This is a genomic window from Caenispirillum bisanense (assembly GCF_039523075.1).
In the GTDB taxonomy this organism is placed as follows: domain Bacteria; phylum Pseudomonadota; class Alphaproteobacteria; order Rhodospirillales; family Rhodospirillaceae; genus Caenispirillum; species Caenispirillum bisanense.
Genome location: NZ_BAAAEP010000026.1, coordinates 39,743 through 66,313 on the forward strand (window position 1 = coordinate 39,743; position 26,571 = coordinate 66,313).

Sequence of the window (26,571 nt, forward strand, 5' to 3'; positions counted from 1 at the left end):
GATCAGAACGGCAGCTTCATGCCGGGCGGCAGCTGCAGGCCGCCGGTGACCTTCTGCATTTCTTCCTGCAGGGTGGTCTCCACCTTGGCCTTGGCGTCGTTGTGCGCCGCGACGATCAGGTCTTCCAGCATTTCCAGGTCGTTGGGGTCGACGATGGACTTGTCGAGGGAGATCTTCTTCATCTCGCCCTTGCCGGTCAGGGTCACCGTGACCATGCCGCCGCCGGCCGCGCCGCTGACCTCGATGCCGGCGAGCTTGTCCTGCATCTCCGCCATCTTGCTCTGCATCTGCTGGGCCTGCTTCATCAACTGGCCGAGGTTTTTCATGCGTCGTCGTCTCCGCTCATCATCATGTCGGGAAGGGCGTCTTCCAGGGCGGGGGCGTCGTCGTCGTCGGCCTCCGCCTCCGTCTTCTTCTTCGGCCGCACCATGCCGATGCGGGCCTCGGGGAAGGCGCGCAGCAGCGCCTGCACCAGCGGCGCCGCCGAGACGGTGCCGCGGGTCTGTTCGTTCAGCGTCGGCTCGCCCTGCTCGGTCAGGTTGACGGTGACCATCCAGCGGCTGCCGGTCTGATCGAGCAGGAACTTGGCGATGCGCTGGGCAAGGTCCGGCGGCACCCCCTGCTGCGGCCGGAACTCCAGCCGCGGCGGCGAGGCGGCAGCGTCGTAGCGCACCAGATGCACGCCCGCCTCAAGGTAGCCGGCCAGCACGCTCTCGCGCCGGTCCTTCAGCAGCGTCACCACCTCAAGGAAGCTCTGCGGCAGGGGCGGGGCGGGCGGCGGCGGCTCCAGGTGGCCGGCCGGCGGGGCATAGGGATGGGGATCGTGGTGGACGGCCAGGCTGGCGGTCGGCGCTCCCACCGGGGCGCCGGGGCCATGCACCACCGGCACCCGGCCTCCAGCGCCGCCGCGGCCGGGCATGTAGCCGCCACCACCACCGCCACCGCCCCCACCGGGAGCCGGCGGCGGCGCCGCGCTGCCGCCGTCGCGGGCCAGCTTCTCCACCACCTCGGCCGGACTCGGCAGGTGGGCGGCGTAGGCGAGGCGGATCACCGCCATTTCCACCGCCTGCAGGGGCGACGGGGCGGAGCGCGCCTCGGTCAGGCCCTTCAGGATCATCTGCCAGGTGCGGGTCAGCACCGCCATATGCAGGCGGGCCGCCATCTCCTTGCCGCGCACCCGTTCGGACTCGCCGGCCATGGGGTCGTCGGCGCCGTCCGGCGCCACCTTCAGGCGGGTGAGCCAGTGGGTCAGTTCCAGCATGTCCTGCAGGATCACCGTCGGGTCGGCGCCGGCGGCATACTGGTCGGCAATCAGCGCCAGCGCCCTGGAGACATCGCCGGACATGGCGGCGTCGAACAGGTCGAACACCACCGCCCGGTCGGCCAGGCCCAGCATGTCGCGCACCTGCGCCGCGCTGACCGTGCCACCGCCATGGGCGATGGCCTGATCGAGCAGCGACAGGCCGTCGCGCACCGAGCCGTCGGCGGCGCGGGCGATCATCGACAGCGCCGCCGGCTCGATCTGCGCCCCTTCCTGCTCGGCGATGCGGGCGAAGTGGCCGGCCAGCGCCTCGCCCTCCACCCGCCGCAGGTCGAAGCGCTGGCAGCGCGATAGCACCGTCACCGGCACCTTGCGGATCTCGGTGGTGGCGAAGATGAACTTCACATGCTCCGGCGGTTCCTCCAGCGTCTTCAACAGGGCGTTGAAGGCGGCGGTGGACAGCATGTGGACTTCGTCGATGATGTAGATCTTGTAGCGGGCGCTGGTCGGCCGGTAACGCACGCCGTCGAGGATCTCGCGGATGTCGTTGACGCCGGTGCGGCTGGCGGCGTCCATCTCCAGCACGTCGACGTGCCGGTCCTCGGAAATGGCGGTGCAGTGCTGGCAGACGCCGCAGGGGGTGACGGTCGGCCCGCCGTTGCCGTCGGCGCCGATGCAGTTGAGCGCGCGGGCGATGATGCGGGCGGTGGTCGTCTTGCCCACCCCGCGCACGCCGGTCAGCACATAGGCCTGGGCCAGCCGGCCCGACGCGATGGCGTTGGACAGGGTGCGCACCAGCGCCTCCTGCCCGATCAGGGTGGAGAAGTCGCGCGGCCGGTATTTGCGGGCGAGGACGCGGTAGGCCGCCGGGGCGGGATTGGTCTCTGGCAGAGAAGTGTCTGTCATCGCCGCCGGCCGGAACCGCAGGGAAAGGGGTGGAAGACTGGACGGCGACCCGGACCGAAACTCGTTACGGCTGCTTCCTTCCGGACCTGACCGGGTTGGCGAGGAGCCCGTCCACCGCCAGCCTTCCGACGCGGTTATATCAGGAGAGCGGGGGACGAATGCAAGACCTTAAGAATTTCTCGTAAAAGAAGCCGGGCGAACAGTACCCGGGGCTTGCAACTTCCGGTAGGATGCGGCGTTCTGCAAGGAGGGCCTTCGCCCGCCGCCGACTGTCCTGCCGCCGGTTTTGCCATGACCACGACCCGGGTGATCCTGGCGCTTGCCGCCCTGTTCATCGCCGCCCTGCTGGCGGCCTGGGGCGTGTTCGTGGTCACCGACCGGACCCGCAGCCTCGATTCGGCGCAGAGCGAGCTGCTGGTGATGGCCGAACTGCTGGAGGAACATGCCCATCGCACCCTGGAGGCCGCCGACCTGCTGCTGCTGCGCCTGAAGACCGAGGTGGAAGGCCGCGGCCTCGACCTGCAACGGGACGATGCCGCCAGCTTCGCCCATCTGGCCTCCATCGCCGCCACCCTGCCGCAGGTGGCCTCGCTGTGGGTGCTGGGGGCGGAGGGCGAGGTGCTGGCCAATTCCCTCAGCCCGACACGGGAAGGCGCCTCGCTGGCCGACCGCGAGTACTTCACCGCCCTGCGCGACGGGGCGGAGGAGCCCTTTGTCGGCGGCCTGATGGACCCGCGCAGCCGGCTGCCGTCGTTCTTCAGCCTCAGCCGACCGATCACCGCCGCCGACGGCAGCTTCGGCGGCGTGGTGGTGGCGGCCCTGCACCTGGACTACTTCCGCCGCTTCTACCGCGACCTGCACCTGCCGGCCGGCTCCACCCTGCTGCTGCTGCGCCAGGACGGCACCCTGCTGCTGCGCGAACCGGAGGTGGACGGCCTGCCCGGCGCCCGCTTCCCCGCCGGCATCGACGCCCTCACCGACGCCCGGCCGCAGATGGTCACCACCGAGCCGTCGCCGGTGGACCGCCTGGACCGGCTGGTGGTGCGCCAGCTGGTGGCCGGCTTCCCGGTGGTGGTGATGGCCTCCCGCCCGCTCGACACCATCCTGCTGCACTGGCAGGAACGGCTGATCTACACCGGCGTGCTGGTGGCGGTGCTGCTGCTGGCGGTGGCGCTGCTGGCGCCGGTGGGCCTGCGGGCGGTGCGCACCGAGGACCGCCTGCGCCAGGCCCTGGACGCCGCCAACGTCGGGCTGGAGCGCAACGTCGCCCTGCGCACCGCCGAGCTGGAAGCCGCCCTGCACGACAAGAACGTGCTGCTGAGCGAGGTCTACCACCGGGTGAAGAACAACCTTCAGCTGGTGGAGGCGCTGCTGGCCATGCAGTCGGCCCGGCTGGCCGATCCCGACGCGCGGGAGGCCTTCGCCGCCACCCGCCGGCGCATCCACACCCTCGGCCTGGTGCATCAGCAGTTGCTGCGCGGCGGCGACTTCGCCACGCTCGACCTGCGGCGCTTCCTCACCGACCTGTGCGATACCATCGCCATCGGCTTCGCGGCGGAGGAACGGGGCATCGCCGTGGCCGTTTCGGCCGACCGGGTGGCGCTTGACCTCGACCGCGCCATCCCCCTCGGCCTGCTGGTGAACGAGCTGGTATCCAACGCCTTCAAGCACGCGTTTCCGGAAGGGGAGGGCGGCACCGTGGCGGTCACCGCCAGCCGGCGCGGCAGCGGCGGCCTGATCCTGGACGTGCGCGACAGCGGCGTCGGGTGGGCCCCGGCCGAGGACGGCGGCGGCGGCGGCAGTGGCAGCGACGCGGTGCGCTCCAGCGGCGACCGCATCATCCGGGCGCTGGTGGCGCAGCTGGGGGCGTCGGTGCGCATCACCCGCGACCACGGCACCGACGTTCGCATAGACATTCCAGGGGTGGAGGATGACGATGGCCGATAAGGATGGCGTGACACGGCCCGACGGCACGCAGCCGACCGTTCTCATCGTCGACGACGATTTCCTCATCGCCGAGTACCTGCGCGAGGTGGTGGAGGAAGCCGGCTGCCGCGTCTGCGCCACCGCCTCCACCGCCGAGGACGCGGTGGCCGAGGCCCTGCGCCACAAGCCCGACGTGGTGCTGATGGACGTGCGCCTGCGCGGCGCCGGCGACGGCGTCGATGCCGCCATCCGCATTCATGCCCGCCTGGGGGCGCCGGTGGTGTTCATCACCGGCTCCAACGAACCCGAGACCCTGCGCCGCATCCACGCCGACCATCCGCGCGGCATCCTGGTCAAGCCGATCCTGCCGGAACAGCTGGTCGCCTCCCTGCGCGACGTCATCGAGGGGTGATGCCCCTGGCGGCGACGGCGGCGGCGGGCTAGAACGGCAGCCCATGGGTCCGCAACCGCCGCAAGGGTTCCGCCGGCATGACCAGCCCCGACGCCATCGCCGCCGCCTTCCGCGACCACGGCGGCAACCTCGCCGCCGCCGCCGCCGCCTTCGGGCGGCCGCGCGACCAGTGGCTGGACCTGTCCACCGGCATCACCCCGCGCCCCTATCCCGTGCCGCCGCTGCCCGCCGAGGCCTGGACCCGCCTGCCGGAGCCGGCCGACCTCGCCCGCCTGCTTGATGCCGCCCGCAGCGGCTATGCCGTCGCCGATACCGCCGCCGTGGTCGCCGCCCCCGGCACCCAGGCGCTGATCCAGTGGCTGCCGCGGCTGCGCCGGCCGGGGCGGGTGGCGGTGGTCGGCCCCACCTACGGCGAGCACGCCCGCGCCTGGGCCGCCGTCGGCCACACAGTGCGCGACCCGCTGCCGCTGGAGACGGTGGAGGCCGAGGCCGCCGCCGGACGGCTGGAGGTGGCGGTGGTGGTCAACCCCAACAACCCCGACGGCCGCCGCCTCGACCCCGACCGCCTGCTCGCCCTGGCCGCCCGCCTGGCCGGCGGCGGCGGCTGGCTGGTGGTGGACGAGGCCTTTGCCGACGTCACGCCGGAGCTGTCGCTGTGCCCGCGCGCCGGCGGGGCGGGGCTGGTGATCCTGCGCTCGCCGGGCAAGTTCCACGGCCTCGCCGGCCTGCGTCTCGGCCTGTGCGCCGGCGATGCGGCGGTGGCGGAGGCCCTGACCAGCGCCCTCGGCCCCTGGGCGGTGAGCGGCCCGGCGCTGGCGGTGGGCACGGCGGCGCTTGCCGACCTCGCCTGGGCGGCGGCGGCGCGGCACTGGCTGGAGCGGCAGGCGGCCGCCCTGGATTCGGTGCTGACGGCGGCGGGGCTGCCGGTGGCCGGCGGCACCAGCCTGTTCCGGCTGGTGGCGACGCCGCAGGCCGAGGCGGTGTTCGCCCGCCTGTGCCGCGCCGGCATCCTCACCCGCCCCTTCGCCTACGCCCCCACCTGGCTCCGCCTCGGCCTGCCGGGCGACGACGCCGGCCTGAGCCGCCTGGCGGCGGCGCTGGGGACGGGGGAGTGATCGGCCACGCTCAGGTAAGCGCCCTCGCGACGTCTTCGGGGATGCGGCGGATCACCTGAAGATAGGCTCGGCTGCCGGCATCAGGCAGGCGCCGGCCCTGTTCCCAGTCGCGGACGGTGGCAAGCGGCAGGTTATAGCGTTCGGCAAATGCGACCTGACTGAGCCCCGTGGCCTCTCGCGCCTGCCGCGCCAGCATGGCGGCCCGCCCGCGCGCGAACTCGTCGTCGGTCAGCGGGACGTCGGCCTCTCCCTCAGGGTCATCGTCCGGCAGCGAAGTAGCGTTGAACCTCTCGCTCATTGGCTTTCCTCACCGAGATGATGCGCGTTGCCTGGCCGCGAAGCGTATAGACACAGACATAAATCACCAGCGACACCATGCCGTAGCAAATGTACCGGTCTTCTCCGTAGTCGCGTCGCGTGTCCAGGATGTCGAGGCGCCGCCGGTCTTTAAGGATCTCGGCCCCGAAGGACAGCGGAAGCGCGTGCTTCTGGCGGTTCAGTCTGTCCTTCTCGGAATCGAACTCGACACGCATTGCCCCGCTCTACACGGTCCGCCCTCATCAATGTACGGCATTGCCGTACATTCGGCAAGTTTGTTGATTTCGTCGCGATCACTCGTCCGCCAGTCCGAGGACATCGAGCATGGAGTAGAGGCCGGGCGGGCGGCCGTGGCACCACAGGGCGGCGCGCACCGCGCCCTTGGCGAAGACGCCGCGGTTGGACGCCTTGTGGGTCAGTTCCAGCCGCTCGCCATCGGCGGCGAAGACCACCGTGTGATCGCCCACCACGTCACCGCCGCGCAGGGTGGCGAAGCCGATGGCGCCGGCCGGGCGGGGGCCGGTGTGGCCTTCGCGGGCCCACACCGCCGCCTCGTCCAGCGCCACGCCGCGACCGGCGGCAGCGGCGCGGCCAAGGCCGAGCGCCGTGCCCGAGGGCGCATCCACCTTGTGGCGGTGGTGCATCTCGACGATTTCGATGTCGTAATCAATCCCCAGGGTGGCCGCCACCCGGCGGGTGAGGGCGAACAGCAGGTTGACGCCGACGCTCATGTTGGGGGCGAGCACGATGGCGGCGCGGTCGGCGAGGGCGCGCACCTCCGCCTCGTGCGCCGCCGTCATGCCGGTGGTGCCGATGACCAGGGCGGTGCCGTGCTCGGCCGCGAGGCGGGCGTGGGCGAGGGAGGCCGCCGGGGTGGTGAAGTCGATCACCGCGTCGGCGGCGGCGAACAGCGCCGACGGATCATCGCCGATGAGGGCGCCGGCCGGCTCGCTGCCCACCAGCAGGCCGATGTCCTGGCCCAGGTGCGGGGCGCCCGCCGGTTCGGTGCCGCCGGCCAGGGCGGCGCCCTCGGTCTTCAGCACTTCCTGCACCAGCATGCGGCCCATGCGGCCGGCACAGCCGACGATTCCGATCTTCATGGCGGGCGTCCTGTCGTGTGGAGGGTCGTGCTGCGCTTATACCACGCACACGCGACACCACAACCGCGCCATGGCCATAGGGTGCCGGCCGCCGGATCAGCGGTCGCGGCTGAGGCCGCGGGCCGCCAGCTCGGCCTCGTAGGCGGCCATCAGCTCGCTCTGGCGGAGGGCGATGTCGTGCAGGTACTGCCAGGTGTAGATGCCGGTGGAGTGGCCGTCGTCGAAGACGATGCGCACGGCGTAGTTGCCCACCGGCTCCAGGTCGGTGATGCCGACGCCGCGCTTGCCCGCCACCGTCTGCTTCTGCGACGGGCTGTGGCCCTGCACTTCCGCCGACGGGCTGTGGACGCGGAGAAATTCCGCCGGCAGAACGAACCGTTCGCCGGTGTCGAAGGCGATGGTGAGGGTGCGGTCGGCGCGGTCGACGCCAACCTCCTCCGGCCATACCGCCGTCATGCCTGCGGCTCGTCGTCCAGGGGCCGCGCCTCGTCGATCAGCATGATGGGGATGCCGTCGCGGATGGGGTAGGCGAGGCCGCCCTTGTCGGAGATCAGCTCGTTGGCCTCGCGGTCGTAGCGCAGCGGCCCCTTGGTGAGCGGGCAGACGAGGATTTCCAGCAGCTTGGGGTCAAGCGCGGCGGCGGAGTCGGTCATCGGTCGGTCCTTACGAGGGTGAAACGGTATCGCACCGTCCTACTGCGGCCCGCCCGAAGGCATGCCGCCGCGGTCGAAGGCGCCCATCTCCAGCAGCGTCACCAGCGTGTCGGCGCGCTGCTGCGGCGTATCGGCCTCCAGCAGGGCCTGGCGCTCCACCGGCGAGAACGGGCACAGCATGGCGAGGCTGGTGACCAGGTTCAAGGGCGTCAGGGCGGCGACGATCTGCGGGTCGATCTGCATGCGGTGGCGCAGGGCGAAGGCCTTCAGGGCATCCATCAGCCGCGGCCGGTCGAGCGCGATGTCCGACGGCAGGGCGAGATCCTGCGCGAAGTCGTCCCACTGCGGCTGCACCCGGCGATAGCCCCGGTGCAGCGGCAGTTCCTTGCCGACGGCGAAGCGGCAGACCCCGGTGAGGGTGATGAGCAGCCGGCCGTCGTCGGTTTCGGAAAACGACGAGATGCGCCCGGCGCAGCCGACCGAAAACACCGCCGGCCGATCCTGGCCGACCGCCGGCGGTCCGTTGTCCAGCGGCAGCACCATGCCGATCATGCGGCCGGCGCCGAGGGCGTCGAGCGTCATCGCCAGGTAGCGCGGCTCGAAGATGTTCAGCGGCAGGCGGCCGCCCGGCAGCAGCAGCACCTCTCCCAGCGGAAAGATGGGAAGGACGTCGGGCAGGTCTTCACGGCGGGGGTGGAAAGGCCCTGGCAAGGTCACGACGTCGGTCTCCCCGTTGCTGGCGCGGCGGACTTACGAAAACATGAGCAGGGACAGCTTCTTGCGGCCGTGGATGGTGGCCGGATCGGCGGGGCCGAACGCCTCGAAGAACTTGACCAGCTGCTTGCGTGCCATGTCGTCGTTCCAGGTGCGGTCGCGCTTGAAGATGTCAAGCAGGTGGTCCACCGCCTCCTGCCGCTTGTTGGCAGCGTAGCAGGCGTTGGCCAGTTCGAAGCGGGCATCCAGATCGGCCGGGGCGGCGGCGACGCGGGCTTCCAGCTCGCTGATCTCGTCGGCGTACTTGCCGGCCTCGGCGGCGAGGTCGAGCGCCGTCTTCACGCTCTGCACCTCGGCATGGGCCAGGATGTCGGCCGGCAGCTGGCCCAGCACCTCGCGGGCGGCATCGGCCTCGCCCATGGCCATGTAGCAGCGCATGATGCCGGCCAGGGCCAGCGGATTGGCCGGGTCCTCGCCGAGGATCTGCTCGTAGAGCGCCGCCGCCTCGTCGGCCTGACCGGCTTCCAGCAGCTCCTTCGCCTGGGCCAGGGCGTCGTCGATGACGTTGGCGCCGCCGCCGGCCAGGCGTTCGATGAACTGCTTCAGCTGGCTTTCCGGCAGCGCGCCCTGGAACCCGTCCACCGGGCGGCCGTCCTTGAAGGCGTAGACGGTGGGGATCGACTGGATGCGGAACTGCGCCGCCAGCTGCTGGTCCTCGTCGACGTTGATCTTGACCATCTTCACCCGCCCGCCGGACTGGCGCACCAGCTTCTCCAGCGCCGGGCCGAGGGTCTTGCAGGGGCCGCACCACGGCGCCCAGAAGTCGACGATGACCGGCACCGTCTGCGACTGCTCGATGACGTCGGCCATGAAGGTGGCGGCGGTGGTGTCCTTGACGGCATCGCCGGCGCCGCCGGCGGCCTGCTGCGGCTTGCCCATGCCGTCGTCGAGAATGAAGCTCATGTCGCTCGCGTCCCCGCAGATGCTGGTGCGGCGCGCGGCGCCCGCCTGAGGAAGGGCAGGGCGCCCGCCGCACGTGTGGGTGAAGGTCCGAATTCGCCTACGTAAATGGCGCGACGGCGGCGCGCTGGCAAGGGCGAAACGCGCCGCCCCGGCCGGCGGCTCCGGCGCCGGAGAAGGGCCGCCGCAAGCGCGACGGTTTTTTGAAAAAAGCTCTTGCATCGCATCGCGCGATGAGTATATTCCCCTCCACGCCGCGACGCCGGCCCCGTGGAATTTCTGAAGCGGGTCAAGGTGTTAGGGCAGTACCTCACGATGCGGGCGTAGCTCAGGGGTAGAGCACAACCTTGCCAAGGTTGGGGTCGAGGGTTCGAATCCCTTCGCCCGCTCCAGTTTCGCAAAGGCCGGTCCGGCGACGGAACGGCCTTTTGCATTTTATGTCGGACCCCGCGCAGGGGCCGGCGCCCGGTCCGCCAGCGGCGGGGAAGGGGCTTGCATCCGCTGCGGCGGTGTATATAGTGCCCTCCACGCCGCCCACCCCGGCGGATCGTCTTCGATGCGGGCGTAGCTCAGGGGTAGAGCACAACCTTGCCAAGGTTGGGGTCGAGGGTTCGAATCCCTTCGCCCGCTCCAGTTTCAGAAAGGCCGGTTCCCGACGGGACCGGCCTTTCTGCTTGTCCGGGCCTCCATCCCCCCATCAGGCGCGGAATTCGGCGGCGAGCATGGCGAGGAACTGGCTGACCGCCTCCTCCGCCACGCCGGCCGCCCGGAAGACTTCCGCCGCGAAGGTGGCAGGCGCCGTGCCGGGGGCGGTGATGATGCGGCCGTCGCGGACGGCGGCGGGGCTGTCGACATAGTGGTCGCCGCCGCGATAGCCGGGGGCATGGGCGGTCAGGAAGCCGGGGTCGTTGCTGGTGTGGCGGCAGCTGTCGAGCAACCCCGCCCGCGCCAGCGCCAGGGTACCGGCGCAGATGCCGGCCACCGACCCGCCGGCCTCCAGCACCTGCCGGGCGACCGGGCCGACATCGGTCGCCGCCGGCTGCTGCCAGTGGAGGCCGCCGCAGATCAACAGCACGTCCCCGGCGGCGGCATAGAACGTCGCCAGCGCCCCGTCCGGCACCACCGTCACGCCGCCCTGAGAGGCCACCGGACCGCCGTCCGGCGACAGGATGCGGGTGCCGATGCCGTAGAAGGGGCGGCCGATGCCGGTCACATAGGCGCTCTCCCAGTCGGCGAAACGATCGGTCAGCAGGATGGCGACGGTTCCCATGGGGTCTCCTGTCCACGAGCGGCGGGGCACGGGGCGGGCGGGCCATGGGCGATGCCGGCGGGCGGATCTGCCGGCCGGACTTGGTCACCATCCGGTTGACGGTCCGCCCGCCATGGGCGATGAAAGTCGGACGGTTCCATGATCGTGGTGGAACGGATCGAGGGGGCAGGGATCATGACCAGGCGGTTGGCGGCAGCGATGCTGGCGGGGCTCGTGCTCGGCGTGGCGGCGGCAGGGGTGCCGGCTCCGGCGGCGGCGCAGCAGATGCCCATGCTGACCGACGACCCTTCGGCCGAGTCGCTGACCTTCGCCGTCCACCTCGGCTCCTACAAGCTGCCGGGCAGTGCCCCCAAGGACTGGCACCGGATGGCAGATTTCTGGCCCGGCGTGCTGTACTTCCGCACCATGACGCGGGAGGTCGACATTCCCGGCAAGGGGCGGTTCATGCGGCTGTATCTGGTCGGCGACCCGTCGCTGTCGCCGATCCTCTGCCGGGAACTGACGAAGCGCGGCAAGTACTGCCAGATCCACGACCTGCGGGCCGGTTCCGCCACCACCCTGCACGACGGCGAGAGCGGCTGACCGCCGACCACCACCCGGCCGGCGACTCGCGTCTCCCCTCCCCTCCCCCGAGCGATCAGCCCAGCGGCAGGTCGCGGGCCAGGAACATGCCGGTCAGCACCAGCGCATAGAGCAGCGCCGCCACCGCCGCCAGGAAGGCCAGGTTGCCGAGGGTGTGCAGCGGATGGCGCAGGCGGTCGTCGCGCCGGCGCTCGGCGCCGCGCCGCTCCGCCCCCGCCACCACCGCCAGATAAACGCCGCGGCCGAACAGCGGCAGCGTGAAGCGCAGGTCGACCGGATGGCGCTTCCACGGCTGCCCCGGCAGGGCGCGGCGCAGCATGCGGCGCTGGTCGGCGGTCAGCGTCTGCACGAAGTCGGCCGGCAGGCGCGCCAGCAGGGCCGCCTCCTCCGCCGCCGCCACAGCCGGCGGCAGCTCGGCCGCCCAACGGGCCTGCGGCGCCTGTTCCAGACTGTCGTCCATGGTCCGCTCCGCCATTTCTCTCCCACCCTCCCCCAGGTCATGCGACGAAAGTGTCGCGAGAGTCCCTTGCAGCGTCAAGGTTGATCCACGTGTTCCATCGCGGTTTCGCAACGGCGGGTGGCCGGCGCGCGTCGGCGTGCGAAAAAGTCGGGCATGTCGGGTGCTGCAACCTGTTGAAAGAAAATTCCAACGGCGCGAAGCTGTCCCCGGAAGCCCGAGCAAAACCCAAAGAAACGAACTTCCCTGGAGGAAAACAAATGTCCCAGCGAGCGGTATCGCTCAAGGCGGAGCTGATCGACCGGGTGGTCGCCCTCATCTCCGACCGGCTGGAGCCCGAGGCGGCCGAGACGGCCGGCCGGTTCGTGCGGCACATGTTCCGGCATGTCCCGCCCGACGACATCCTCGACAAGGATCCCGAGGCCCTGTACGGCGCGGCCATGGGCCTGTGGCAGTTCGCCCGCTCGCGGCGACCCGGCCAGCCCAAGGTGCGCGTCTACAATCCCAACTTCGAGGAACACGGCTGGACCTCCGACCACACCATCGTGGAACTGGTGAACGACGACATGCCGTTCCTGGTCGACTCGGTGACGGCGGAGCTTCACCGGCTCGATCTGGTGGTCCACCTGGTGATCCACCCCATCGTCCACCTGCGCCGCGACGACAGCGGCCGGGTAAGCGAGCTGCTGGAGTCGGGCGAGGACGAGTCGGCCCACCCCGAGTCCATCATGCTGATCGAGATCACCGAGCAGGGCGACGCCGCCGTGCTGGCGGCCATCGCCGCCCAGCTGGAGCAGGTGCTGCATCAGGTGCGCGCGGCGGTCACCGACTGGGCGGCCATGAACGAGCGCATGCAGGCGGTGATGGCCGAATTGCCGGCCGCCCCCGCCGGCCTGACGGCGGAAGACCACTCCGAGGTCTGCGATTTCCTCAAGTGGCTGACGGAGAACCACTTCACCTTCCTCGGCTACCGCGACCACAGCTTCGCCGACGCCCCCGGCGGCGGCACCGCCGTGCAGGCCGACGGCGACACCGCGCTCGGCATCCTGCGCGATGCCGGCGAACTGGTGTTCGAGGAACTGGGCGATGGCGCCCAGCTGCCCGGCGACGTGCAGGGCTTCCTCATGCGGCCGACCTATCTGGTCATCGCCAAGACCAACAAGAGGGCGCGCGTTCATCGGCCGGTGCAGATGGACGTCATCGGCGTCAAGCGGCTGGACGCGGGTGGCCGGGTGGTCGGCATGCACCTGTTCGTCGGCCTGTTCACCTCCAACGTCTACACCAACAGCCCGCTGTTCGTGCCGGTGCTGCGGCGGAAGATCGACCGCATCCTGCGCAACGCCAACTTCCGGCCGCGCAGCCACGACGGCAAGAAGCTGATGAACATCCTGGAGAACCTGCCGCGCGACGAGCTGTTCCAGTCGTCGGACGAGCAGCTTCTTGAAACCGCGCTCGGCATCCTGCACCTGCAGGAACGCCAGCGGGTGGCCCTGTTCGCGCGGGTGGACGAGTTCGAACGCTTCGTCTCCTGCCTGGTGTTCGTGCCGCGCGACCGTTACGACACCCAGCTGCGCCTGACCGCCCAGGACATCCTGGAAAAGGCCTTCGGCGGCACCATGACCGCCTACTACACCCAGGTGGTGGACAGCCCGCTCGCCCGCCTGCACTTCATCATCCGCACCACGCCGTTCCAGATCCCGGCGGTGGACCTGCGGGAGGTGGAGGCGCGGCTGGCCGATGCCGCCCGCCAGTGGTCCGACCACCTGGAAAACGCCCTCTACGCCGCCCGCGGCGAGGAACAGGGGGCGCGCCTGTTCCGCCGCTACGGCCAGGCCTTCCCCGGCTTCTACCGCGAGCGCTACACGGTGCAGGCGGGGGTGGCCGACGTCGACCGCATCGAGACCATGCTGGCGGAGAACCGGCCGCTCGGCATGAACCTCTACCGCCCGGTGGAAGTGGCGGAAGACCAGGTGCGGTTCAAGATCTACCGCGCCGAGCGGGCGCTGTCGCTGTCCGACATCCTGCCCATGCTGGAAAACATGGGCTTCCGGGTGATGGGCGAGGTGCCCTTTGAAATCCGCATCCGCGAGGAGGCGCTCGGCAATGGCAACGGCGGCGGCGGCGGCCGTCGCAGCGTGTGGGTGCACGACTTCGAGATGATGGCCGCCGACGGCTCCACCATCGACGTCGGCAGCGCCCGCGAACGCTTCCAGGAGGCGTTCGAGCGGGTCTGGCAGGGCGAGGCCGAGAACGACGGCTTCAACCGCCTGGTCATCGGCGCCGGCCTGTCGTGGCGCGAGGTGACCATGCTGCGCGCCTATGCCAAGTACCTGCGCCAGGCCGCCTTCACCTTCAGCCAGAGCTACATCGAGCAGGCGCTGGCGTCGCACCCGGAAATCACCCGCCGGCTGGTGCTGCTGTTCCATGCCCAGTTCGACCCGCGCGGCGAAGGCGCCAATGCCGGTGCCCTGGTGCTGGAAATCCAGCAGCTGCTGGACGACGTCGCCAACCCGGACGAGGACCGCATCCTGCGGCGTTACCTCAACCTCATCCGGTCCACCCTGCGCACCAACTTCTACCAGACCGCCGCCGACGGCCGGCCGAAGGGCTATGTCTCGTTCAAGCTCAACAGCCGCGAGGTGGAAGACCTGCCCCTGCCCCGCCCGTGGGTGGAGGTGTGGGTCTACAGCCCGCGGGTGGAGGCCATCCACCTGCGCGGCGGCAAGGTCGCCCGCGGCGGCCTGCGCTGGTCCGACCGGCGCGAGGATTTCCGCACCGAGATCCTCGGCCTGCTGAAGGCGCAGATGGTGAAGAACGCCGTCATCGTGCCGGTGGGCTCCAAGGGCGGCTTCGTGGTCAAGCAGCCGCCGGCGGAAGGCGGCCGCGACGCCCAGCTGGCGGAAGGCATCGCCTGCTACCAGACCTTCATGCGCGGGTTGCTCGACATCACCGACAACCTGAAGGGCGACACCGTGGTGCCGCCGCCCGACGTGGTCCGCCGCGACGACGACGACCCCTATCTGGTGGTCGCCGCCGACAAGGGCACGGCCACCTTCTCCGACATCGCCAACGGCATCTCGCTCGACTACGGCTTCTGGCTCGGCGACGCCTTCGCCTCCGGCGGCTCCAAGGGCTATGACCACAAGGCCATGGGCATCACCGCCCGCGGCGCCTGGGAAGCGGTGAAGCGGCACTTCCGCGAGGTCGGCCACGACACCCAGAGCCAGGACTTCACCTGCGTCGGCATCGGCGACATGTCGGGCGACGTGTTCGGCAACGGCATGCTGCTGTCGAAGCACATCCGCCTGATCGGCGCCTTCAACCACCAGCACATCTTCGTCGACCCCAACCCGGACGCCGAAGCCAGCTGGCACGAGCGCAAGCGCCTGTTCGAAACGCCGCGCTCCACCTGGGCCGACTACAACCCGGCGGCGCTGTCGCAGGGCGGCATGATCTATGAACGCCGCGCCAAGACGGTGCAGCTGACGCCGGAAATCCGCCAGGCGCTCGGCCTCGACAAGGAGGTGGTGACGCCCAACGAGCTGATGAAGGCGCTGCTGACCGCGCAGGTGGACCTGCTGTGGTTCGGCGGCATCGGCACCTACATCAAGGCCTCGACCGAAAACAATGCCGAGGTGGGCGACCGCGCCAACGACGCCATCCGCATCAACGGCCGCGACGTGCGCGCCCGCGTGGTGGGCGAAGGCGCCAACCTTGGCTGCACCCAGCGCGGCCGCATCGAGGCGGCGCTGGCCGGCGTGCGCCTCAACACCGACGCCATCGACAACTCGGCCGGCGTCGACACCTCCGACCACGAGGTGAACATCAAGATCCTGCTCAACGGCGTCGTCGCCGACGGCGACATGACCGAAAAGCAGCGCAACCAGATCCTCGCCGACATGACCGAGGAAGTGGGCGATCTGGTCCTGCGCGACAACTACCTGCAGACCGCCGCCATTTCGCTGGCGGAGGCGCGCGGGGTCGACATCCTGGACCACCACCAGCGCCTGATGAAGATGCTGGAACGGGCCGGGCGCCTGGACCGCGGCATCGAGTTCCTGCCCGATGACGAGGCGGTGGCGGAACGCTTCGCCGCCAAGAAGGGCCTGACGCGGCCGGAAATCGCCGTGCTCATGCCCTATGCCAAGCTGTGGCTGTTCGACGAGATCCTCGGGTCCGACCTGCCCGACGATCCCATGCTGCTGGACGACCTGGTGCGCTATTTCCCGACGGCGCTGCAGGACCGCTACCGCGATGCCATCTGCCGCCACCGCCTGCGGCGGGAGATCATCGCCACCCACGCCACCAACAGCATGATCAACCGCGTCGGCGGCACCTTCGTCACCCAGATCACCGAAAAGACCGGGGTGAAGGCGGCCGACATCGCGCGGGCCTACATCATCACCCGCGACGCCTTCCGCATGCGCGACCTGTGGAGCGAGATCGAGGCGCTGGACGCCAAGGTTCCCGCCGCCGTGCAGATCGACATGCTGATCGAGGCCAACCGGCTCATCGAACGCGGCACCCTGTGGGTGCTGCGCCAGTGCCCGGCGCCGCTCGACATGGGGGCGGTGATCGCCGAACTGTCGCCGGGGGTGGACCGCCTGATGGACCGCATCGCCGACGCCGCGGCCGGCGACGTGGTGGCCGAGGTGGCAGCGCGCGCCGACCACTACACCGCCCAGGGCGTGCCGGAGGCCCTGGCACGGCGGGTCGCCAACCTGATCCTGCTGGCCAGCGCCCCCGATGTCACCCGCATCGCCGCCCGCCACGGGCTGGATGACGTCACCGATGCCGCCCGCCACTACTTCGCGGTGGGCGCCCGCTTCGGCCTCGGCTGGCTGCGGGCGGTGGCGGAACCGCTGGCGGTCGGCAGCCACTGGCAGAAGCTGGCGGTGGCGGCGATCATCGAGGAGCTGTACCGCGACCAGCGCGAGCTGACCGAGGCGGTGCTCGCCGTCGCCGGCCCGCGCGCCGATGCCGGCGAGGCGGTGGAGCAGTGGATCGGCGGCATGCTGCCGGCGGTGGAACGGGCCGACCAGCTGATGGCCGAGCTGCGTGCCACCGACAGCATCGACCTTGCCATGCTCACCGTCGCGGCGCGTCAGTTCGGCGCCATGAAGGGCGCCTGATACCTTCCCTGCCGGGCCGGCGTTCGTCCGTGACAGGACGGCGCCGGCCCGCTCTTTCCCGTCAGAGGACTGCCATGCCCCCGAAACAGAACCCGCTCAAGCTCAACCCGCTGCAGCTGAAGACCCTGACGCTGCTGCAGGAACTGGCCAACGACCCGGAAACGGCGATGATCGACGCCCTGACCGGCGATTCCACGGTCAGCCAGTTCCCGCATGCCCACGGCAACCACTTCCACCTCGGCCGCTATGTGGTGTCGTCGGCCGATGCCACCGGCCTCGGCAACGAAGCGGTGTGGAAGGCGCTGGAGCGCAAGGGTCTGGCGCGGTCGTTCTTCCCCACCGCCATCACCCTCACCCAGGCCGGCCGCGACTACGACACCGGCCTGCGCGACCAGATCCTGCACGGCTCCGACCACTGAGGTGAGAGCGCGCCGCCGCCGGCTGCGGCGGCGCTGCCTCCCTTACAGGCTGCCGCCCAGCACGCCCTTGGTGGACGGCACGCTGCCGGCGGCGCGGGGGTCGATCTCCACCGCCATGCGCAGGGCGCGGGCGAGGCCCTTGAAGCAGCTTTCGATGATGTGGTGGTTGTTCTCGCCGTAGCGGTTGACCACGTGCAGGGTGATGCCGCCCATCTGGGCGAAGGCCTGGAACCATTCCTTGAACAGTTCGGTATCGAAATCACCCAGCTTGTCGCGGGTGAAGGCCACCTTCCACACCAGATACGGGCGGTTGGACAGGTCGAGCGCCACTTCCGAGCAGGTTTCATCCATGGGGATGACGGCGCTGCCGTAGCGGCGGATGCCCTTGCGGTCGCCCAGCGCCTTGGCGAAGGCCATGCCGAGCGCCAGGCCGGTGTCCTCCACCGTGTGGTGGGCGTCGATGTGCAGGTCGCCCTTGGCGCGAACCGTCAAGTCGATTAGCCCATGACGCGAGAGCTGTTCCAGCATATGATCCAGGAAGCCCACGCCGGTGCTGATGTCATACTGACCCGTGCCGTCGAGGTTCACGGTGACGCTGATCTGGGTTTCATTGGTGACCCGGTCGACGGAAGCGACTCGCATTGGATGATGTCCTTGGAGATTCAGACCATTAGGAGGGGCGCCAGCCGCCACACCCACACGTCGGGCGCGTCGTATGGTTGTGAAATCAACTGGAGCCGCAACGGGAAGCGATATATCTTTGCCGCCACCTCAAGCATAAGTCGATTCCGGCCAATTACAACGGTGCACAGAACGTGACGCAGACTCAACGACCCTTCGAACGACGCCGGCAGCCGATCACGGCCAAGGAGTACGGTCCTGATCCGGTCGACGTTCATGTTGGCAGCCGGCTGCGCCTGCGCCGCACGCTGTTGGGCCTCAGCCAGGAACAGCTGGCGGCCGCGGTGGGGGTGACGTTCCAGCAGATCCAGAAGTACGAGCGCGGGTCCAACCGCGTGTCGGCATCGCGCCTTTACGACATCGCGCGCGTCATGGGTGTGCCGATCCAGTACTTCTTCGAAGACATCGACGACCGCATCACCTCGCACCGCCCCACCCAGCACCTGCCGGAACAGGCCGGCATCACCGACATTCCGCGGGCGCCGTTCGAGGAAGACCCGATGAAGAAGAACGAGACGCTGGAACTGGTTCAGGCCTACTGGAAACTGCCGCTGGACGAGCAGCGCGAGACCGTTCTGAAGATGCTGAAGGCCATGGGTCGCCGCGACTGACCCGTCGCGCGCCCTCCGTCACGGCGGTTCCGAGGGCCCGCCGTGACGGCGCCCGGCGGCGGAAGCCGCCTCTTTCTTCCGGCGGAAGCCGCCTATTTGAGCCCGGCGGATGCCGCCTCTTTCTTCCGGGCGAATGCCGCCTGCCTAATCCCGGCGGCTGACCCCGCCTCTCGCTTCCCTGATCCCCTCTGCCTGTCGCGCCTTGCCCTGACTTACGGCCCTGCCGCCGTCAGCCGCTGCGCCGCTTTGCCCGCAGCCAGGCCGGCAGTGCCGGCGCCTGACCGACCGGCCCGCCGGCATCGTCGAGGGCATCGGCCAGCTTCACCACGCAACTGTGCAACTCCGCCTCATCCGCCATGCGCAGGGCGGTCTGGATGGCGATGCGGAGATGCAGGTGGGCAGGGGTGCCGGCTTGGGAAGGGGCGGTGGTCACGGGGGTTCCTCGCATGGCCTGGGACCGGCGTCGCCCACCGGCGCGCGGTTGCATCAGGAGAGTATCCAGCCTTTTCCAAATACCGTGAAGAGCGATCTATGGCAACCCTTTTGGGCTCTTCCGTCATGCAACTCTCATAGCGTGTAGCCGCCGCAAAAGCCCCCGCGCCCGCCGAGGGTTGACCGTCCGCCGCCATCGTCCCATGTTCGTCGACACTTGCGGCGGCCCCGCGCCGTCGCCCGCCCTTCCCGCCCCCCAACGGCAGTGGACTTCATGAGCCAGTCTTCCGACATCACCTGGCACGGCACCACCATCCTGTCCGTGCGCAAGAACGGGCGCGTCGTCATCGCCGGCGACGGGCAGGTCTCCTTCGGCAACACGGTCATGAAGGCCAATGCCCGCAAGGTGCGCCGCCTCGGCCCCGGCGGCCGCATCCTGGTCGGCTTCGCCGGCGCCACCGCCGACGCCTTCACCCTGCTGGAGCGCCTGGAAGCCAAGCTGGAACAGCACCCCGGCCAGCTCACCCGCGCCTGCGTCGAACTGGCCAAGGACTGGCGCACCGACCGCTACCTGCGCCGGCTGGAAGCCATGATGGCCGTTGCCGACGCCGACGTGTCGCTGGTGCTGACCGGCAACGGCGACGTGCTGGAGCCCGAGGACGGCCTCATCGGCATCGGCTCCGGCGGTTCCTACGCCCTGGCCGCCGCCCGCGCCCTCATCGACGTCGACGGCCTGGAGGCCGAGCAGATCGCCCGCAAGGCCATGGCCATCGCCGGCGACATCTGCATCTACACGAACCAGAACATCACCGTGGAAGCGCTATGACCGCCGCCTTCTCCCCCCGCGAGATCGTCTCCGAGCTGGACCGCTTCATCGTCGGCCAGCACGATGCCAAGCGCGCCGTCGCCATCGCCCTGCGCAACCGCTGGCGCCGCCAGCAGCTGCCCGAGGGCCTGCGCGAAGAGGTGCTGCCGAAGAACATCCTGATGATCGGCCCGACCGGCGTCGGCAAGACGGAAATCGCCCGCCGTCTCGCCCGTCTGGCCCAGGCGCCCTTCCTGAAGGTGGAGGCGACCAAGTTCACCGAGGTCGGCTATGTCGGCCGCGACGTGGAAAGCATCGTCCGCGACCTGGTGGAAATCGCCATCAACGACACCCGCGAACGCCTGCGCAAGTCGGTCACCGCCAAGGCGGAACTGGCGGCGGAGGAACGGGTCATCGACGCCCTGGTCGGCCAGAACGCCAGCGCCGAGACGCGCCAGAAGTTCCGCAAGATGCTGCGCGAGGGCGTGCTCAACGACCGCGAGATCGAGGTCATGGTGGCCGATACCGGCAACGCCGGCATGCCCACCATCGACATCCCCGGCATGCCGGGCGCCCAGATGGGCATGCTCAACCTCAACGACATCTTCGGCAAGGCCTTCGGCGGCCGCCAGAAGCCGCGCAAGATGACCGTCTCGGCCAGCTACGACGTGCTGGTGAAGGAAGAGAGCGACAAGCTGCTCGACCAGGAAGAGGTGGTGCAGGAAGCCATCAAGGCGGTGGAGAACAACGGCATCGTCTTCCTGGACGAGATCGACAAGATCACCGCCCGCTCCGATGCCGGCATGCGCGGCGGCGACGTCTCGCGCGAGGGCGTGCAGCGCGACCTGCTGCCGCTGATCGAAGGCACCACCGTTGCCACCAAGCACGGCACGGTGAAGACCGATCACATCCTGTTCATCGCCTCCGGCGCCTTCCACCTGGCCAAGCCGTCGGACCTGCTGCCGGAACTGCAGGGCCGCCTGCCGATCCGCGTCGAGCTGCAGGCGCTGACCAAGGACGACTTCAAGCGCATCCTGACCGAGCCGGAAGCCAGCCTCATCAAGCAGTACAAGGCGCTGATGCAGACCGAAGGGGTGACGCTGGAGTTCGACGACGCTGCCATCGACGCCCTGGCCGAACTGGCGGCGGAGGTCAACCGGTCGGTGGAGAACATCGGCGCCCGCCGCCTGCACACGGTGCTGGAGCGGCTGCTGGAAGAGATCAGCTTCACCGCCTCCGACCGCGACGGCGAAACCATCGCCATCACGCCGCAGCTGGTGCAGGACCGCGTCGGCGGCCTGGCCCAGAAGGGCGACCTGTCGAAGTTCATCCTGTAAGGCAGACGGCATCACGCGCATCGGCCGCGGGGATCATCTCCCCGCGGCCGATGCCGTTGCACAGTACGCCGGTCGCCGCCGCCGTGGCCTCAGCCGCGGGCGGCGATCTTGCCTTCGATCACGTCCCAGATGGCGGCTTCCAGCTGGGTGCCGTCAAACCGCGCCACTTCCTGCAGGCCGGTGGGCGAGGTGACGTTGATTTCCGTCAGGTAGTCGCCGATCACGTCGATGCCGACGAACACCAGCCCCTGTTCCTTCAGCACCGGGCCGATGGTGGCGCAGATCTCGCGGTCGCGGTCGGTGAGCAGGGACTTTTCCGCCCGCCCGCCGACGTGCATGTTCGACCGCGCCTCGCCGGCCGCCGGCACCCGGTTGATGGCGCCCAGCGGCTCGCCGTCCACCAGGATGATGCGCTTGTCGCCCTGGCGCACCGCCGGCAGGTACTTCTGCACGATCAGCGGCTCGCGCGAGCGCTGGCTGAACAGTTCCAGCAGGCTGTTGAGGTTCTCGTCCCCCGGCGTGATGTGGAACACGCCGGCGCCGCCGTTGCCGAACAGCGGCTTGACGATGATGTCCTCGTACCGGTCGCGGAACCGCTTGATCTCGGCGACGTCGGAGGAAATCAGGGTCGGCGGCATCAGCTGCGGGAAGTGGGTGACGAACAGCTTTTCCGGGGCGTTGCGCACGCTCGCCGGATCGTTCACCACCAGCGTCTTCGGGTGCACGTGCTCCAGGATGTGGGTGGCGGTGATGTAGGCCATGTCAAACGGCGGGTCCTGGCGCATCAGCACCACGTCCACCGTCGACAGGTCCAGCTGTTCCGCATCGCCCAGAGTGAAGTGGTCGCCGGTCTTGCGGCGCACCGTCAGCCGCCGCGCCTCGGCGATCACCCGGCCTTCGCGGAAGCTCAGGTGGCGCGGCTCGTAGTGCCACAGGGCATGGCCACGGGCCTGGGCCTCCAGGGCGAGGACGAAGGTGCTATCGCCGGCGATGTCGATGGCCTGGATGGGGTCCATCTGGATGGCGACTTTGAGCGTCATGGGCAGGTCTCCAGAGGGCGCCGGCCGCGGCAGGGCGGCGCCGGAAGATCGGACAGATGGCTGGAAATGTCGTTCAGTGGAGGCGCTGACGCAACTCTTGCAGCACCAGATCGATGCGCGTGCGGTCCGGCCCCTCCGGCGCCCGGGCGACATATTCGTCCAGCGCCCCGATGGCCCCCGGCAGATCGCCCACCCGCATGTGCAGCAGCCCGCGTTCCCGCCACAGGGCAGGATCGTCGGGGGCAAGGCGCTGCATGTCGGTCACCGTTTCCAGCGCCTGGGCGAAGCGGCTGCCTTCCATGTGGCGCAGCTTGATGTTGTTGAGCAGCCGCATGACCACCGCCCGGTCGGTCAGCGGCTGGTAGACCTCCGGCGTCAGTTCCGCCGCCTGGCCCTGCACGGTCTTCAGCAGCTCGCGCAGGTCGTGGGCCTCCAGCCGGCGGCCGCGGTGGAAGGGGTCGATGATGACGCGCTCGGCGTCGCCGCCCTGGACGCGGATGAGGAAATGGCCGGGGAAGTTCAGCCCCACCACATCCCACCCCTGGGCCCGCCCGGCGTGGATGTAGAGGATGCCGAGCGTCACCGGGAGGCCCCGCCGGCGGTCGATCACCTGCATCAGGTCGGCGTTGGCGAGGTCGTCGTAGGTTTCCTCGTCGCCGGTGTAGCCGTGCTGCACCGCCAGCACCTCGGCCAGGGCATCGGCCTGGTCGGCGGCGGCGGGCGGCAGGCCGGCGGCGCGGTCGGCCAGGTCCTGCACCAGTTCGCGCAGGTGGGCGCGGTAGGGGTCGAGGGACAGGCCGGGGCGGCGCAGGGCGGCCAGGGCCAGCGCCGCTTCCGCCACGTCGAAGGCGCTCTCGCCCTTGCCGGCCAGTTCGGCCAGCAGGCGGCCGGGATCGGGGGTACTGCGGCCGGACGCGGTCATGAGCGGCCCTCCTCCTGCACGACCGGCGGAACGGCGGCAGGCGGCGGCGCCGCCACCGCCCGGCGCGGGTCGGTCTTCAGAATGGTGTGGTCGACGACGCGGCGGACATAGTTGGTGGCGCGGGCATGCGCCACCGCCCGCCGCCGCTCCGTCTCCGACTGGGCGATGCCGAGCAGGTAGACGATGCCGTCCTCCACCTCCACCGCATAGTTGATGGCAAGGACGGAGGTGTCGAACATCAGCGCCTGCCGCAGGTCCGCCTCGATGAGGGCGTCGCGCAGGTCGGTTCCGGGTTCCGGGCGGTCGGTCAGCACCACTTCGTTGATCACTTCCCTTACCCCGTCGACGCGCCAGGCGATGCGCACCGCTTCATCCAGCACGGCGGCATCGGTGATCTGTCCGGTCAGCAGCACGCGGCCCTCCATGACGGTGGCGGCGATGCCGCGAAACAGGACGTTGCGATCGTCATAACGCTTGAGCAGCGTCAGCTTGATTTCGACGTCGCGGGCGGTGCCGTCGAGGCCGCGTTCCTCGGCCACCGCCGTGCCCACCATGGCGCCGGCTCCGATGGCAGCGCCGACGGGGGTGCAGCCGGCAGTCGCCACCACGGCGGCCGGCAGGATCAGCACCCAGCGCGGGCGGCGGCGCTGCTGTCTCGGCGTCATGGGGCTCCGCAGCGGTCGAACCTGTGGCGCACCACCATAATGGCTGCCCGCGGCGAGAAAAGGACAAAATGCACCTGCCCGGCGTCACCAGCCGGGCCGCCAGGCATCCTCCAGGTGGGCCGGCGGCGCATCGGCGGCCACCAGCATGACGTCGAAGCGGCAGTCGAGCGCCGCCAGATCCGGGTTGAGGGCGAGGAACACCTCGGCGGCGCGGGCGATGCGCTGCTGCTGCCGGGCGCCCAGGCTTTCCGCCGCCGCCACGGTACTGGCGCGGGCCTTGACCTCGATGAAGGCGAGCGTGGCGGCACGGCGGGCGACGATGTCGATTTCCCCGGCGCCCTGGCCGCGCGGCGGCCGGAAGCGGGTCGCCAGCACCTGCCAGCCGCCCCGTTGCAGGCTGTCGATGCAGGCCGCCTCGGCGCTGCGGCCCAGGTGCTCGGCCTCACGCCGCTCGGCGGTCGGGCGCGGCCGGGTCATTGGCCGGCGATCTCCAGGGCGCGGGCATAGACCTCGCGCTTCTTGCGCCCGGTGGCGGCGGCGACGGCGGCGGCGGCGTCGCGCACGCTGTCGCCGCGATCGAGCGCCGCCCGCAGCAGGGTGTCCAGATCCTCCTCGGTCGCGGCGGCGGCAGCCAGAGGCGGCCCGACCACCACCACCACCTCGCCCTTGGGCGCCCCGGCGGCGGCGTAATGGGCAGCCAGATCGGCCAGGGTGGCGCGGCGGGTTTCCTCGTACATCTTGGTGAGTTCGCGGCACACCGCCGCCTCGCGCCCGGCCCCCAGCACCTCGGCCATGTCGGCCAGGCTGTCGGCCAGCCGGCTCGGCCCTTCGTAGATGACCAGGGTGGCCGGCACCGCCGCCACATCGGCCAGCCAGTCGCGGCGGGCCTTGGTCTTCTGGGGCGGAAAGCCGCAGAACAGGAAGCGGTCCGACGGCAGCCCCGCCACCACCAGCGCCGCCAGCGCCGCCGAGGCACCGGGCAGCGGCACCACCGTCAGCCCTTCCGCCACCACCGCCCGCACCAGCTTGTAGCCGGGGTCGGACACCAGCGGCGTGCCGGCGTCTGAAACGAGAGCCACCGCCTCGCCGTTCTTCATCCGGGAAATCAGCTTGGGCCGCATCGACTCGGCGTTGTGCTCGTGGTAGGGCAGAAGCGGCGTGTCGATGCCGAGCCGCCGGCACAGGCCGCCGGTGACGCGGGTGTCCTCGCAGGCAATGACGGCGGCGTCGCGCAGGGTATCAAGCGCCCGCAGCGTGATGTCGCCCAGATTGCCGATGGGCGTCGCGACCACATGGAGACCCGCCGGAAGGCGCCGGCTTTCGCCTTCCCTTCGCCCCTTTGCGCCGCTAGGCTCTTGCCCCGTCGGCCCGGATTCCAAGGAGGTTGCCCGTGCCCCGCGCGGATCGTCGTCGGAAGTCTCGTGTCCTGCCATCGCTCGCTGTCCTGGCGCTGGCTTCGCTGGTTGCCGCCTGCGCCCAGCAACCCATAGCACCGGAACCGCCCCGAGCGGAAGCGCCGGCGCCCGCCCGGCCGCAGCCCCAGCCGCAGCCGCAGGTCCAGGCGCCGCAGCCGCAGGAGCAGTCGGCCCGCGTCGCCATGCTGGTGCCGCTGACCGGCCAGGCCGGCGCCACCGGCCAGGCGCTACTCAACGCCGGCCAGATGGCGGTGTTCGATATCGCCGACGAGCGGTTCGTGCTGCAGCCCTACGACACCAAGGGCACCGCCGCCGGCGCCCGCGAGGCCGCCTCCCGCGCCATTGCCGAAGGCGCCCAGCTGATCCTCGGGCCGCTGTTCGCCGAAGACGTGCGCGCCGTGGCGCCGCAGGCCCAGGCGGCGCAGGTGAAGGTGGTGTCGTTCTCCACCGACACCACGGTGGCCGGCGACGGCATCTACGTCATGGGCCTGCTGCTGCAGGAACAGGCCGACGCCCTGATCGGTTTCGCCAAGTCGCGCGGGATCGAGCGCTATGGCGTGCTGGCGCCGTCGTCCGATTACGGCCGCGCCATGGCCACCGCGCTCCGCGACTCGGCCAACCGCGCCGGCAGCCAGGTGCTGCAGGTGGAATACTACTCCCCCGGCGGCCCGCCGGAGGAAGCCATCCGTCGCCTGACCCAGAGCGGCGGCGCCATGCAGGCCCTGCTGCTGCCCGAACGCGGCGGCAAGCTGCGCGAGGTGGCGGCCATGCTGCCCTTCAACGGCATCCGGCCGGATCAGGTGCAGTTCCTCGGCACCCTGCTGTGGGCCGATGAACAGGGCCTCGGCCGCGAGCCGGCGCTGGAAGGGGCGTGGTACCCCGCCCCATCGCCGCAGAGCCGCGAGTACTTCACCCGCCGCTACCGCGAAGCCTATGGCAGCGAGCCGCCGGCCATCGCCTCGCTCGGCTACGATGCCGCCGCGCTGGCGGCGGTGCTGGCCAGCCGCGGCCAGCCGGGGCAGCGCTTCACCGACGGGGCGCTGACCAACGCCAACGGCTTCATGGGCGTCGACGGCCTGTTCCGGCTGGAGCGCAACGGTCTGGTGGACCGCACCTTCGCCATCATGCGGGTGACCCCGAGCGGCAGCGAGCTGATCGCCCCGGCGCCGGATTCCTTCACCCCGCGCGTCGGCTCATGAGCCTCACCGCCGAGGGCGGCGACGGCCTGATCGTCGCGCCCGACCGGCGGACGGCCGAGGCCGGTGCCTCCGTGCTGCGGGCCGGCGGCAGCGCCGTCGAGGCCCTGGTCACCGCCGCCGCCGTCACCGCCGTGGTGCAGGCCGACGGGGCCGGGCTCGGCGGCGACGGCCTGTGGCTGATCCGCCCGCCCGGCGCCGAGGCGCCGCTGGTGATCGACAGCGTCGGCCGGGCCCCCCGC

The 26,571-nt window shown here is 70.4% G+C and carries 29 protein-coding genes, 2 tRNA genes and 1 other RNA gene; 13 read left to right on the forward strand and 19 right to left on the reverse strand.

Annotated elements, in window-relative coordinates:
* Positions 1 to 2: 2 nt before the first annotated feature.
* The 3 genes from ABD056_RS12885 to ffs all read right to left on the reverse strand — a co-directional run bounded on the left by ABD056_RS12885 (position 3) and on the right by ffs (position 2,293).
* A complete protein-coding gene (locus ABD056_RS12885; RefSeq protein WP_343867200.1) occupies positions 3 to 326 on the reverse strand; it encodes a YbaB/EbfC family nucleoid-associated protein in 324 nt (107 codons plus the stop codon).
* Positions 323 to 2,167, reverse strand: a complete 1,845-nt coding sequence (locus ABD056_RS12890) for a DNA polymerase III subunit gamma/tau (RefSeq protein WP_343867202.1) — start codon at positions 2,165 to 2,167, stop codon at positions 323 to 325. Before ABD056_RS12890 ends, ABD056_RS12885 begins: the two co-directional genes overlap by 4 nt.
* A 29-nt stretch (positions 2,168 to 2,196) precedes the next feature.
* An RNA gene (ffs, locus tag ABD056_RS12895) (signal recognition particle sRNA small type) lies at positions 2,197 to 2,293 on the reverse strand.
* A 165-nt stretch (positions 2,294 to 2,458) separates the two neighbouring features.
* Between ffs and ABD056_RS12900 the strand changes: the two genes are divergently transcribed.
* The 3 genes from ABD056_RS12900 (at position 2,459) to cobD (ending at position 5,620) form a co-directional block, all read left to right on the forward strand.
* Complete coding sequence (locus ABD056_RS12900) at positions 2,459 to 4,114, forward strand: sensor histidine kinase (protein ID WP_343867204.1); 1,656 nt, start codon at positions 2,459 to 2,461, stop codon at positions 4,112 to 4,114.
* Positions 4,104 to 4,505 carry a response regulator gene (locus ABD056_RS12905; RefSeq protein WP_343867206.1) on the forward strand — a complete coding sequence of 134 codons (402 nt, stop codon included), beginning with the start codon at positions 4,104 to 4,106 and terminating at the stop codon, positions 4,503 to 4,505. The genes ABD056_RS12900 and ABD056_RS12905 overlap by 11 nt, the downstream gene beginning before the upstream one ends.
* A 77-nt stretch (positions 4,506 to 4,582) precedes the next feature.
* Positions 4,583 to 5,620 carry a threonine-phosphate decarboxylase CobD gene (gene cobD / locus ABD056_RS12910; RefSeq protein ID WP_343867208.1) on the forward strand — a complete coding sequence of 346 codons (1,038 nt, stop codon included), beginning with the start codon at positions 4,583 to 4,585 and terminating at the stop codon, positions 5,618 to 5,620.
* Between the two features lie 10 nt (positions 5,621 to 5,630).
* On the opposite strand, the gene ABD056_RS12915 is transcribed toward cobD, so the two are convergent.
* From ABD056_RS12915 to trxA, 7 genes are all read right to left on the reverse strand, one after another.
* Positions 5,631 to 5,918, reverse strand: a complete 288-nt coding sequence (locus ABD056_RS12915; RefSeq protein ID WP_343867210.1) for a helix-turn-helix domain-containing protein — start codon at positions 5,916 to 5,918, stop codon at positions 5,631 to 5,633.
* Positions 5,878 to 6,153, reverse strand: coding sequence for a BrnT family toxin (locus ABD056_RS12920; RefSeq protein WP_343867212.1), 276 nt, complete (start codon positions 6,151 to 6,153; stop codon positions 5,878 to 5,880). Before ABD056_RS12920 ends, ABD056_RS12915 begins: the two co-directional genes overlap by 41 nt.
* A gap of 78 nt (positions 6,154 to 6,231) precedes the next feature.
* The gene (gene dapB, locus ABD056_RS12925) at positions 6,232 to 7,038 is read right to left on the reverse strand and encodes a 4-hydroxy-tetrahydrodipicolinate reductase (RefSeq protein ID WP_343867213.1); all 807 of its coding nucleotides are present in this window, start codon (positions 7,036 to 7,038) and stop codon (positions 6,232 to 6,234) included.
* Between the two features lie 96 nt (positions 7,039 to 7,134).
* The gene (locus ABD056_RS12930) at positions 7,135 to 7,494 is read right to left on the reverse strand and encodes a gamma-butyrobetaine hydroxylase family protein (RefSeq protein ID WP_343867215.1); all 360 of its coding nucleotides are present in this window, start codon (positions 7,492 to 7,494) and stop codon (positions 7,135 to 7,137) included.
* Positions 7,491 to 7,691 carry a Trm112 family protein gene (locus tag ABD056_RS12935; protein ID WP_343867217.1) on the reverse strand — a complete coding sequence of 67 codons (201 nt, stop codon included), beginning with the start codon at positions 7,689 to 7,691 and terminating at the stop codon, positions 7,491 to 7,493. The genes ABD056_RS12930 and ABD056_RS12935 overlap by 4 nt, the downstream gene beginning before the upstream one ends.
* Positions 7,692 to 7,730: 39 nt before the next feature.
* Positions 7,731 to 8,408, reverse strand: a complete 678-nt coding sequence (locus ABD056_RS12940; RefSeq protein ID WP_343867219.1) for an LON peptidase substrate-binding domain-containing protein — start codon at positions 8,406 to 8,408, stop codon at positions 7,731 to 7,733.
* 33 nt (positions 8,409 to 8,441) lie between these two features.
* The gene (gene trxA, locus ABD056_RS12945) at positions 8,442 to 9,368 is read right to left on the reverse strand and encodes a thioredoxin (protein ID WP_343867221.1); all 927 of its coding nucleotides are present in this window, start codon (positions 9,366 to 9,368) and stop codon (positions 8,442 to 8,444) included.
* 314 nt (positions 9,369 to 9,682) lie between these two features.
* Here trxA and ABD056_RS12950 point away from each other — a divergent pair.
* A tRNA-Gly gene (locus ABD056_RS12950) sits at positions 9,683 to 9,757 on the forward strand.
* A 166-nt stretch (positions 9,758 to 9,923) separates the two neighbouring features.
* Positions 9,924 to 9,998 (forward strand) — tRNA-Gly (locus tag ABD056_RS12955).
* A gap of 64 nt (positions 9,999 to 10,062) precedes the next feature.
* On the opposite strand, the gene ABD056_RS12960 is transcribed toward ABD056_RS12955, so the two are convergent.
* Positions 10,063 to 10,635: a DJ-1/PfpI family protein gene (locus tag ABD056_RS12960; protein WP_343867222.1), complete on the reverse strand. Its 573-nt coding sequence runs from the start codon at positions 10,633 to 10,635 to the stop codon at positions 10,063 to 10,065.
* A gap of 174 nt (positions 10,636 to 10,809) precedes the next feature.
* Between ABD056_RS12960 and ABD056_RS12965 the strand changes: the two genes are divergently transcribed.
* Positions 10,810 to 11,217 (forward strand): hypothetical protein, encoded by a 408-nt coding sequence (locus ABD056_RS12965; protein ID WP_343867223.1) that lies wholly within the window; start codon positions 10,810 to 10,812, stop codon positions 11,215 to 11,217.
* 55 nt (positions 11,218 to 11,272) lie between these two features.
* Here ABD056_RS12965 and ABD056_RS12970 read toward each other — a convergent pair whose 3' ends face one another.
* Positions 11,273 to 11,677: a hypothetical protein gene (locus ABD056_RS12970; protein WP_343867225.1), complete on the reverse strand. Its 405-nt coding sequence runs from the start codon at positions 11,675 to 11,677 to the stop codon at positions 11,273 to 11,275.
* A 257-nt stretch (positions 11,678 to 11,934) separates the two neighbouring features.
* On the opposite strand from ABD056_RS12970, the gene ABD056_RS12975 reads away from it, so the two are divergent.
* Both ABD056_RS12975 and ABD056_RS12980 read left to right on the forward strand, forming a co-directional pair.
* Positions 11,935 to 16,806 (forward strand): NAD-glutamate dehydrogenase, encoded by a 4,872-nt coding sequence (locus tag ABD056_RS12975; RefSeq protein WP_343867227.1) that lies wholly within the window; start codon positions 11,935 to 11,937, stop codon positions 16,804 to 16,806.
* A gap of 74 nt (positions 16,807 to 16,880) precedes the next feature.
* Positions 16,881 to 17,225, forward strand: a complete 345-nt coding sequence (locus ABD056_RS12980) for a hypothetical protein (protein WP_343867229.1) — start codon at positions 16,881 to 16,883, stop codon at positions 17,223 to 17,225.
* 42 nt (positions 17,226 to 17,267) lie between these two features.
* On the opposite strand, the gene hisB is transcribed toward ABD056_RS12980, so the two are convergent.
* Positions 17,268 to 17,867 carry an imidazoleglycerol-phosphate dehydratase HisB gene (hisB, locus tag ABD056_RS12985; protein ID WP_343867231.1) on the reverse strand — a complete coding sequence of 200 codons (600 nt, stop codon included), beginning with the start codon at positions 17,865 to 17,867 and terminating at the stop codon, positions 17,268 to 17,270.
* A gap of 173 nt (positions 17,868 to 18,040) precedes the next feature.
* Between hisB and ABD056_RS12990 the strand changes: the two genes are divergently transcribed.
* The gene (locus tag ABD056_RS12990) at positions 18,041 to 18,517 is read left to right on the forward strand and encodes a helix-turn-helix domain-containing protein (RefSeq protein WP_343867233.1); all 477 of its coding nucleotides are present in this window, start codon (positions 18,041 to 18,043) and stop codon (positions 18,515 to 18,517) included.
* A gap of 229 nt (positions 18,518 to 18,746) precedes the next feature.
* Here the strand turns inward: ABD056_RS12990 and ABD056_RS12995 are convergent, their stop codons facing one another.
* The gene (locus ABD056_RS12995; protein WP_343867234.1) at positions 18,747 to 18,950 is read right to left on the reverse strand and encodes a hypothetical protein; all 204 of its coding nucleotides are present in this window, start codon (positions 18,948 to 18,950) and stop codon (positions 18,747 to 18,749) included.
* A gap of 273 nt (positions 18,951 to 19,223) precedes the next feature.
* On the opposite strand from ABD056_RS12995, the gene hslV reads away from it, so the two are divergent.
* Complete coding sequence (gene hslV / locus ABD056_RS13000) at positions 19,224 to 19,775, forward strand: ATP-dependent protease subunit HslV (RefSeq protein WP_343867236.1); 552 nt, start codon at positions 19,224 to 19,226, stop codon at positions 19,773 to 19,775.
* The gene (gene hslU, locus ABD056_RS13005) at positions 19,772 to 21,091 is read left to right on the forward strand and encodes an ATP-dependent protease ATPase subunit HslU (RefSeq protein WP_343867237.1); all 1,320 of its coding nucleotides are present in this window, start codon (positions 19,772 to 19,774) and stop codon (positions 21,089 to 21,091) included. The genes hslV and hslU overlap by 4 nt, the downstream gene beginning before the upstream one ends.
* Positions 21,092 to 21,180: 89 nt before the next feature.
* Here hslU and gshB read toward each other — a convergent pair whose 3' ends face one another.
* The 5 genes from gshB to rsmI all read right to left on the reverse strand — a co-directional run bounded on the left by gshB (position 21,181) and on the right by rsmI (position 25,010).
* Positions 21,181 to 22,131, reverse strand: a complete 951-nt coding sequence (gene gshB / locus ABD056_RS13010) for a glutathione synthase (protein ID WP_343867239.1) — start codon at positions 22,129 to 22,131, stop codon at positions 21,181 to 21,183.
* Between the two features lie 73 nt (positions 22,132 to 22,204).
* The gene (locus tag ABD056_RS13015; protein ID WP_343867241.1) at positions 22,205 to 23,053 is read right to left on the reverse strand and encodes a SirB1 family protein; all 849 of its coding nucleotides are present in this window, start codon (positions 23,051 to 23,053) and stop codon (positions 22,205 to 22,207) included.
* Positions 23,050 to 23,718, reverse strand: a complete 669-nt coding sequence (locus ABD056_RS13020; RefSeq protein ID WP_343867242.1) for a BON domain-containing protein — start codon at positions 23,716 to 23,718, stop codon at positions 23,050 to 23,052. The genes ABD056_RS13015 and ABD056_RS13020 overlap by 4 nt, the downstream gene beginning before the upstream one ends.
* Before the next feature lie 84 nt (positions 23,719 to 23,802).
* A complete protein-coding gene (locus tag ABD056_RS13025) occupies positions 23,803 to 24,195 on the reverse strand; it encodes a YraN family protein (protein WP_343867243.1) in 393 nt (130 codons plus the stop codon).
* Positions 24,192 to 25,010, reverse strand: a complete 819-nt coding sequence (gene rsmI / locus ABD056_RS13030; RefSeq protein WP_343867244.1) for a 16S rRNA (cytidine(1402)-2'-O)-methyltransferase — start codon at positions 25,008 to 25,010, stop codon at positions 24,192 to 24,194. Before rsmI ends, ABD056_RS13025 begins: the two co-directional genes overlap by 4 nt.
* A gap of 98 nt (positions 25,011 to 25,108) precedes the next feature.
* On the opposite strand from rsmI, the gene ABD056_RS13035 reads away from it, so the two are divergent.
* Positions 25,109 to 26,332 carry a penicillin-binding protein activator gene (locus ABD056_RS13035; protein WP_343867245.1) on the forward strand — a complete coding sequence of 408 codons (1,224 nt, stop codon included), beginning with the start codon at positions 25,109 to 25,111 and terminating at the stop codon, positions 26,330 to 26,332.
* Positions 26,329 to 26,571 (forward strand): gamma-glutamyltransferase (locus tag ABD056_RS13040; protein WP_343867246.1); only part of this gene is annotated, 243 nt, incomplete at its 3' end. The genes ABD056_RS13035 and ABD056_RS13040, both read left to right, overlap by 4 nt.

Coding starts and splice junctions, on each gene's coding strand:
- ABD056_RS12885 (WP_343867200.1), bottom strand. CDS start 326: ATGAAAAACCTCGGCCAGTTGATGAAGCAGGCCCAGCAGATGCAGAGC.
- ABD056_RS12890 (WP_343867202.1), bottom strand. CDS start 2,167: ATGACAGACACTTCTCTGCCAGAGACCAATCCCGCCCCGGCGGCCTAC.
- ABD056_RS12900 (WP_343867204.1), top strand. CDS start 2,459: ATGACCACGACCCGGGTGATCCTGGCGCTTGCCGCCCTGTTCATCGCC.
- ABD056_RS12905 (WP_343867206.1), top strand. CDS start 4,104: ATGGCCGATAAGGATGGCGTGACACGGCCCGACGGCACGCAGCCGACC.
- cobD (WP_343867208.1), top strand. CDS start 4,583: ATGACCAGCCCCGACGCCATCGCCGCCGCCTTCCGCGACCACGGCGGC.
- ABD056_RS12915 (WP_343867210.1), bottom strand. CDS start 5,918: ATGAGCGAGAGGTTCAACGCTACTTCGCTGCCGGACGATGACCCTGAG.
- ABD056_RS12920 (WP_343867212.1), bottom strand. CDS start 6,153: ATGCGTGTCGAGTTCGATTCCGAGAAGGACAGACTGAACCGCCAGAAG.
- dapB (WP_343867213.1), bottom strand. CDS start 7,038: ATGAAGATCGGAATCGTCGGCTGTGCCGGCCGCATGGGCCGCATGCTG.
- ABD056_RS12930 (WP_343867215.1), bottom strand. CDS start 7,494: ATGACGGCGGTATGGCCGGAGGAGGTTGGCGTCGACCGCGCCGACCGC.
- ABD056_RS12935 (WP_343867217.1), bottom strand. CDS start 7,691: ATGACCGACTCCGCCGCCGCGCTTGACCCCAAGCTGCTGGAAATCCTC.
- trxA (WP_343867221.1), bottom strand. CDS start 9,368: ATGAGCTTCATTCTCGACGACGGCATGGGCAAGCCGCAGCAGGCCGCC.
- ABD056_RS12960 (WP_343867222.1), bottom strand. CDS start 10,635: ATGGGAACCGTCGCCATCCTGCTGACCGATCGTTTCGCCGACTGGGAG.
- ABD056_RS12965 (WP_343867223.1), top strand. CDS start 10,810: ATGACCAGGCGGTTGGCGGCAGCGATGCTGGCGGGGCTCGTGCTCGGC.
- ABD056_RS12970 (WP_343867225.1), bottom strand. CDS start 11,677: ATGGACGACAGTCTGGAACAGGCGCCGCAGGCCCGTTGGGCGGCCGAG.
- ABD056_RS12975 (WP_343867227.1), top strand. CDS start 11,935: ATGTCCCAGCGAGCGGTATCGCTCAAGGCGGAGCTGATCGACCGGGTG.
- ABD056_RS12980 (WP_343867229.1), top strand. CDS start 16,881: ATGCCCCCGAAACAGAACCCGCTCAAGCTCAACCCGCTGCAGCTGAAG.
- hisB (WP_343867231.1), bottom strand. CDS start 17,867: ATGCGAGTCGCTTCCGTCGACCGGGTCACCAATGAAACCCAGATCAGC.
- hslV (WP_343867236.1), top strand. CDS start 19,224: ATGAGCCAGTCTTCCGACATCACCTGGCACGGCACCACCATCCTGTCC.
- hslU (WP_343867237.1), top strand. CDS start 19,772: ATGACCGCCGCCTTCTCCCCCCGCGAGATCGTCTCCGAGCTGGACCGC.
- gshB (WP_343867239.1), bottom strand. CDS start 22,131: ATGACGCTCAAAGTCGCCATCCAGATGGACCCCATCCAGGCCATCGAC.
- ABD056_RS13015 (WP_343867241.1), bottom strand. CDS start 23,053: ATGACCGCGTCCGGCCGCAGTACCCCCGATCCCGGCCGCCTGCTGGCC.
- ABD056_RS13020 (WP_343867242.1), bottom strand. CDS start 23,718: ATGACGCCGAGACAGCAGCGCCGCCGCCCGCGCTGGGTGCTGATCCTG.
- ABD056_RS13025 (WP_343867243.1), bottom strand. CDS start 24,195: ATGACCCGGCCGCGCCCGACCGCCGAGCGGCGTGAGGCCGAGCACCTG.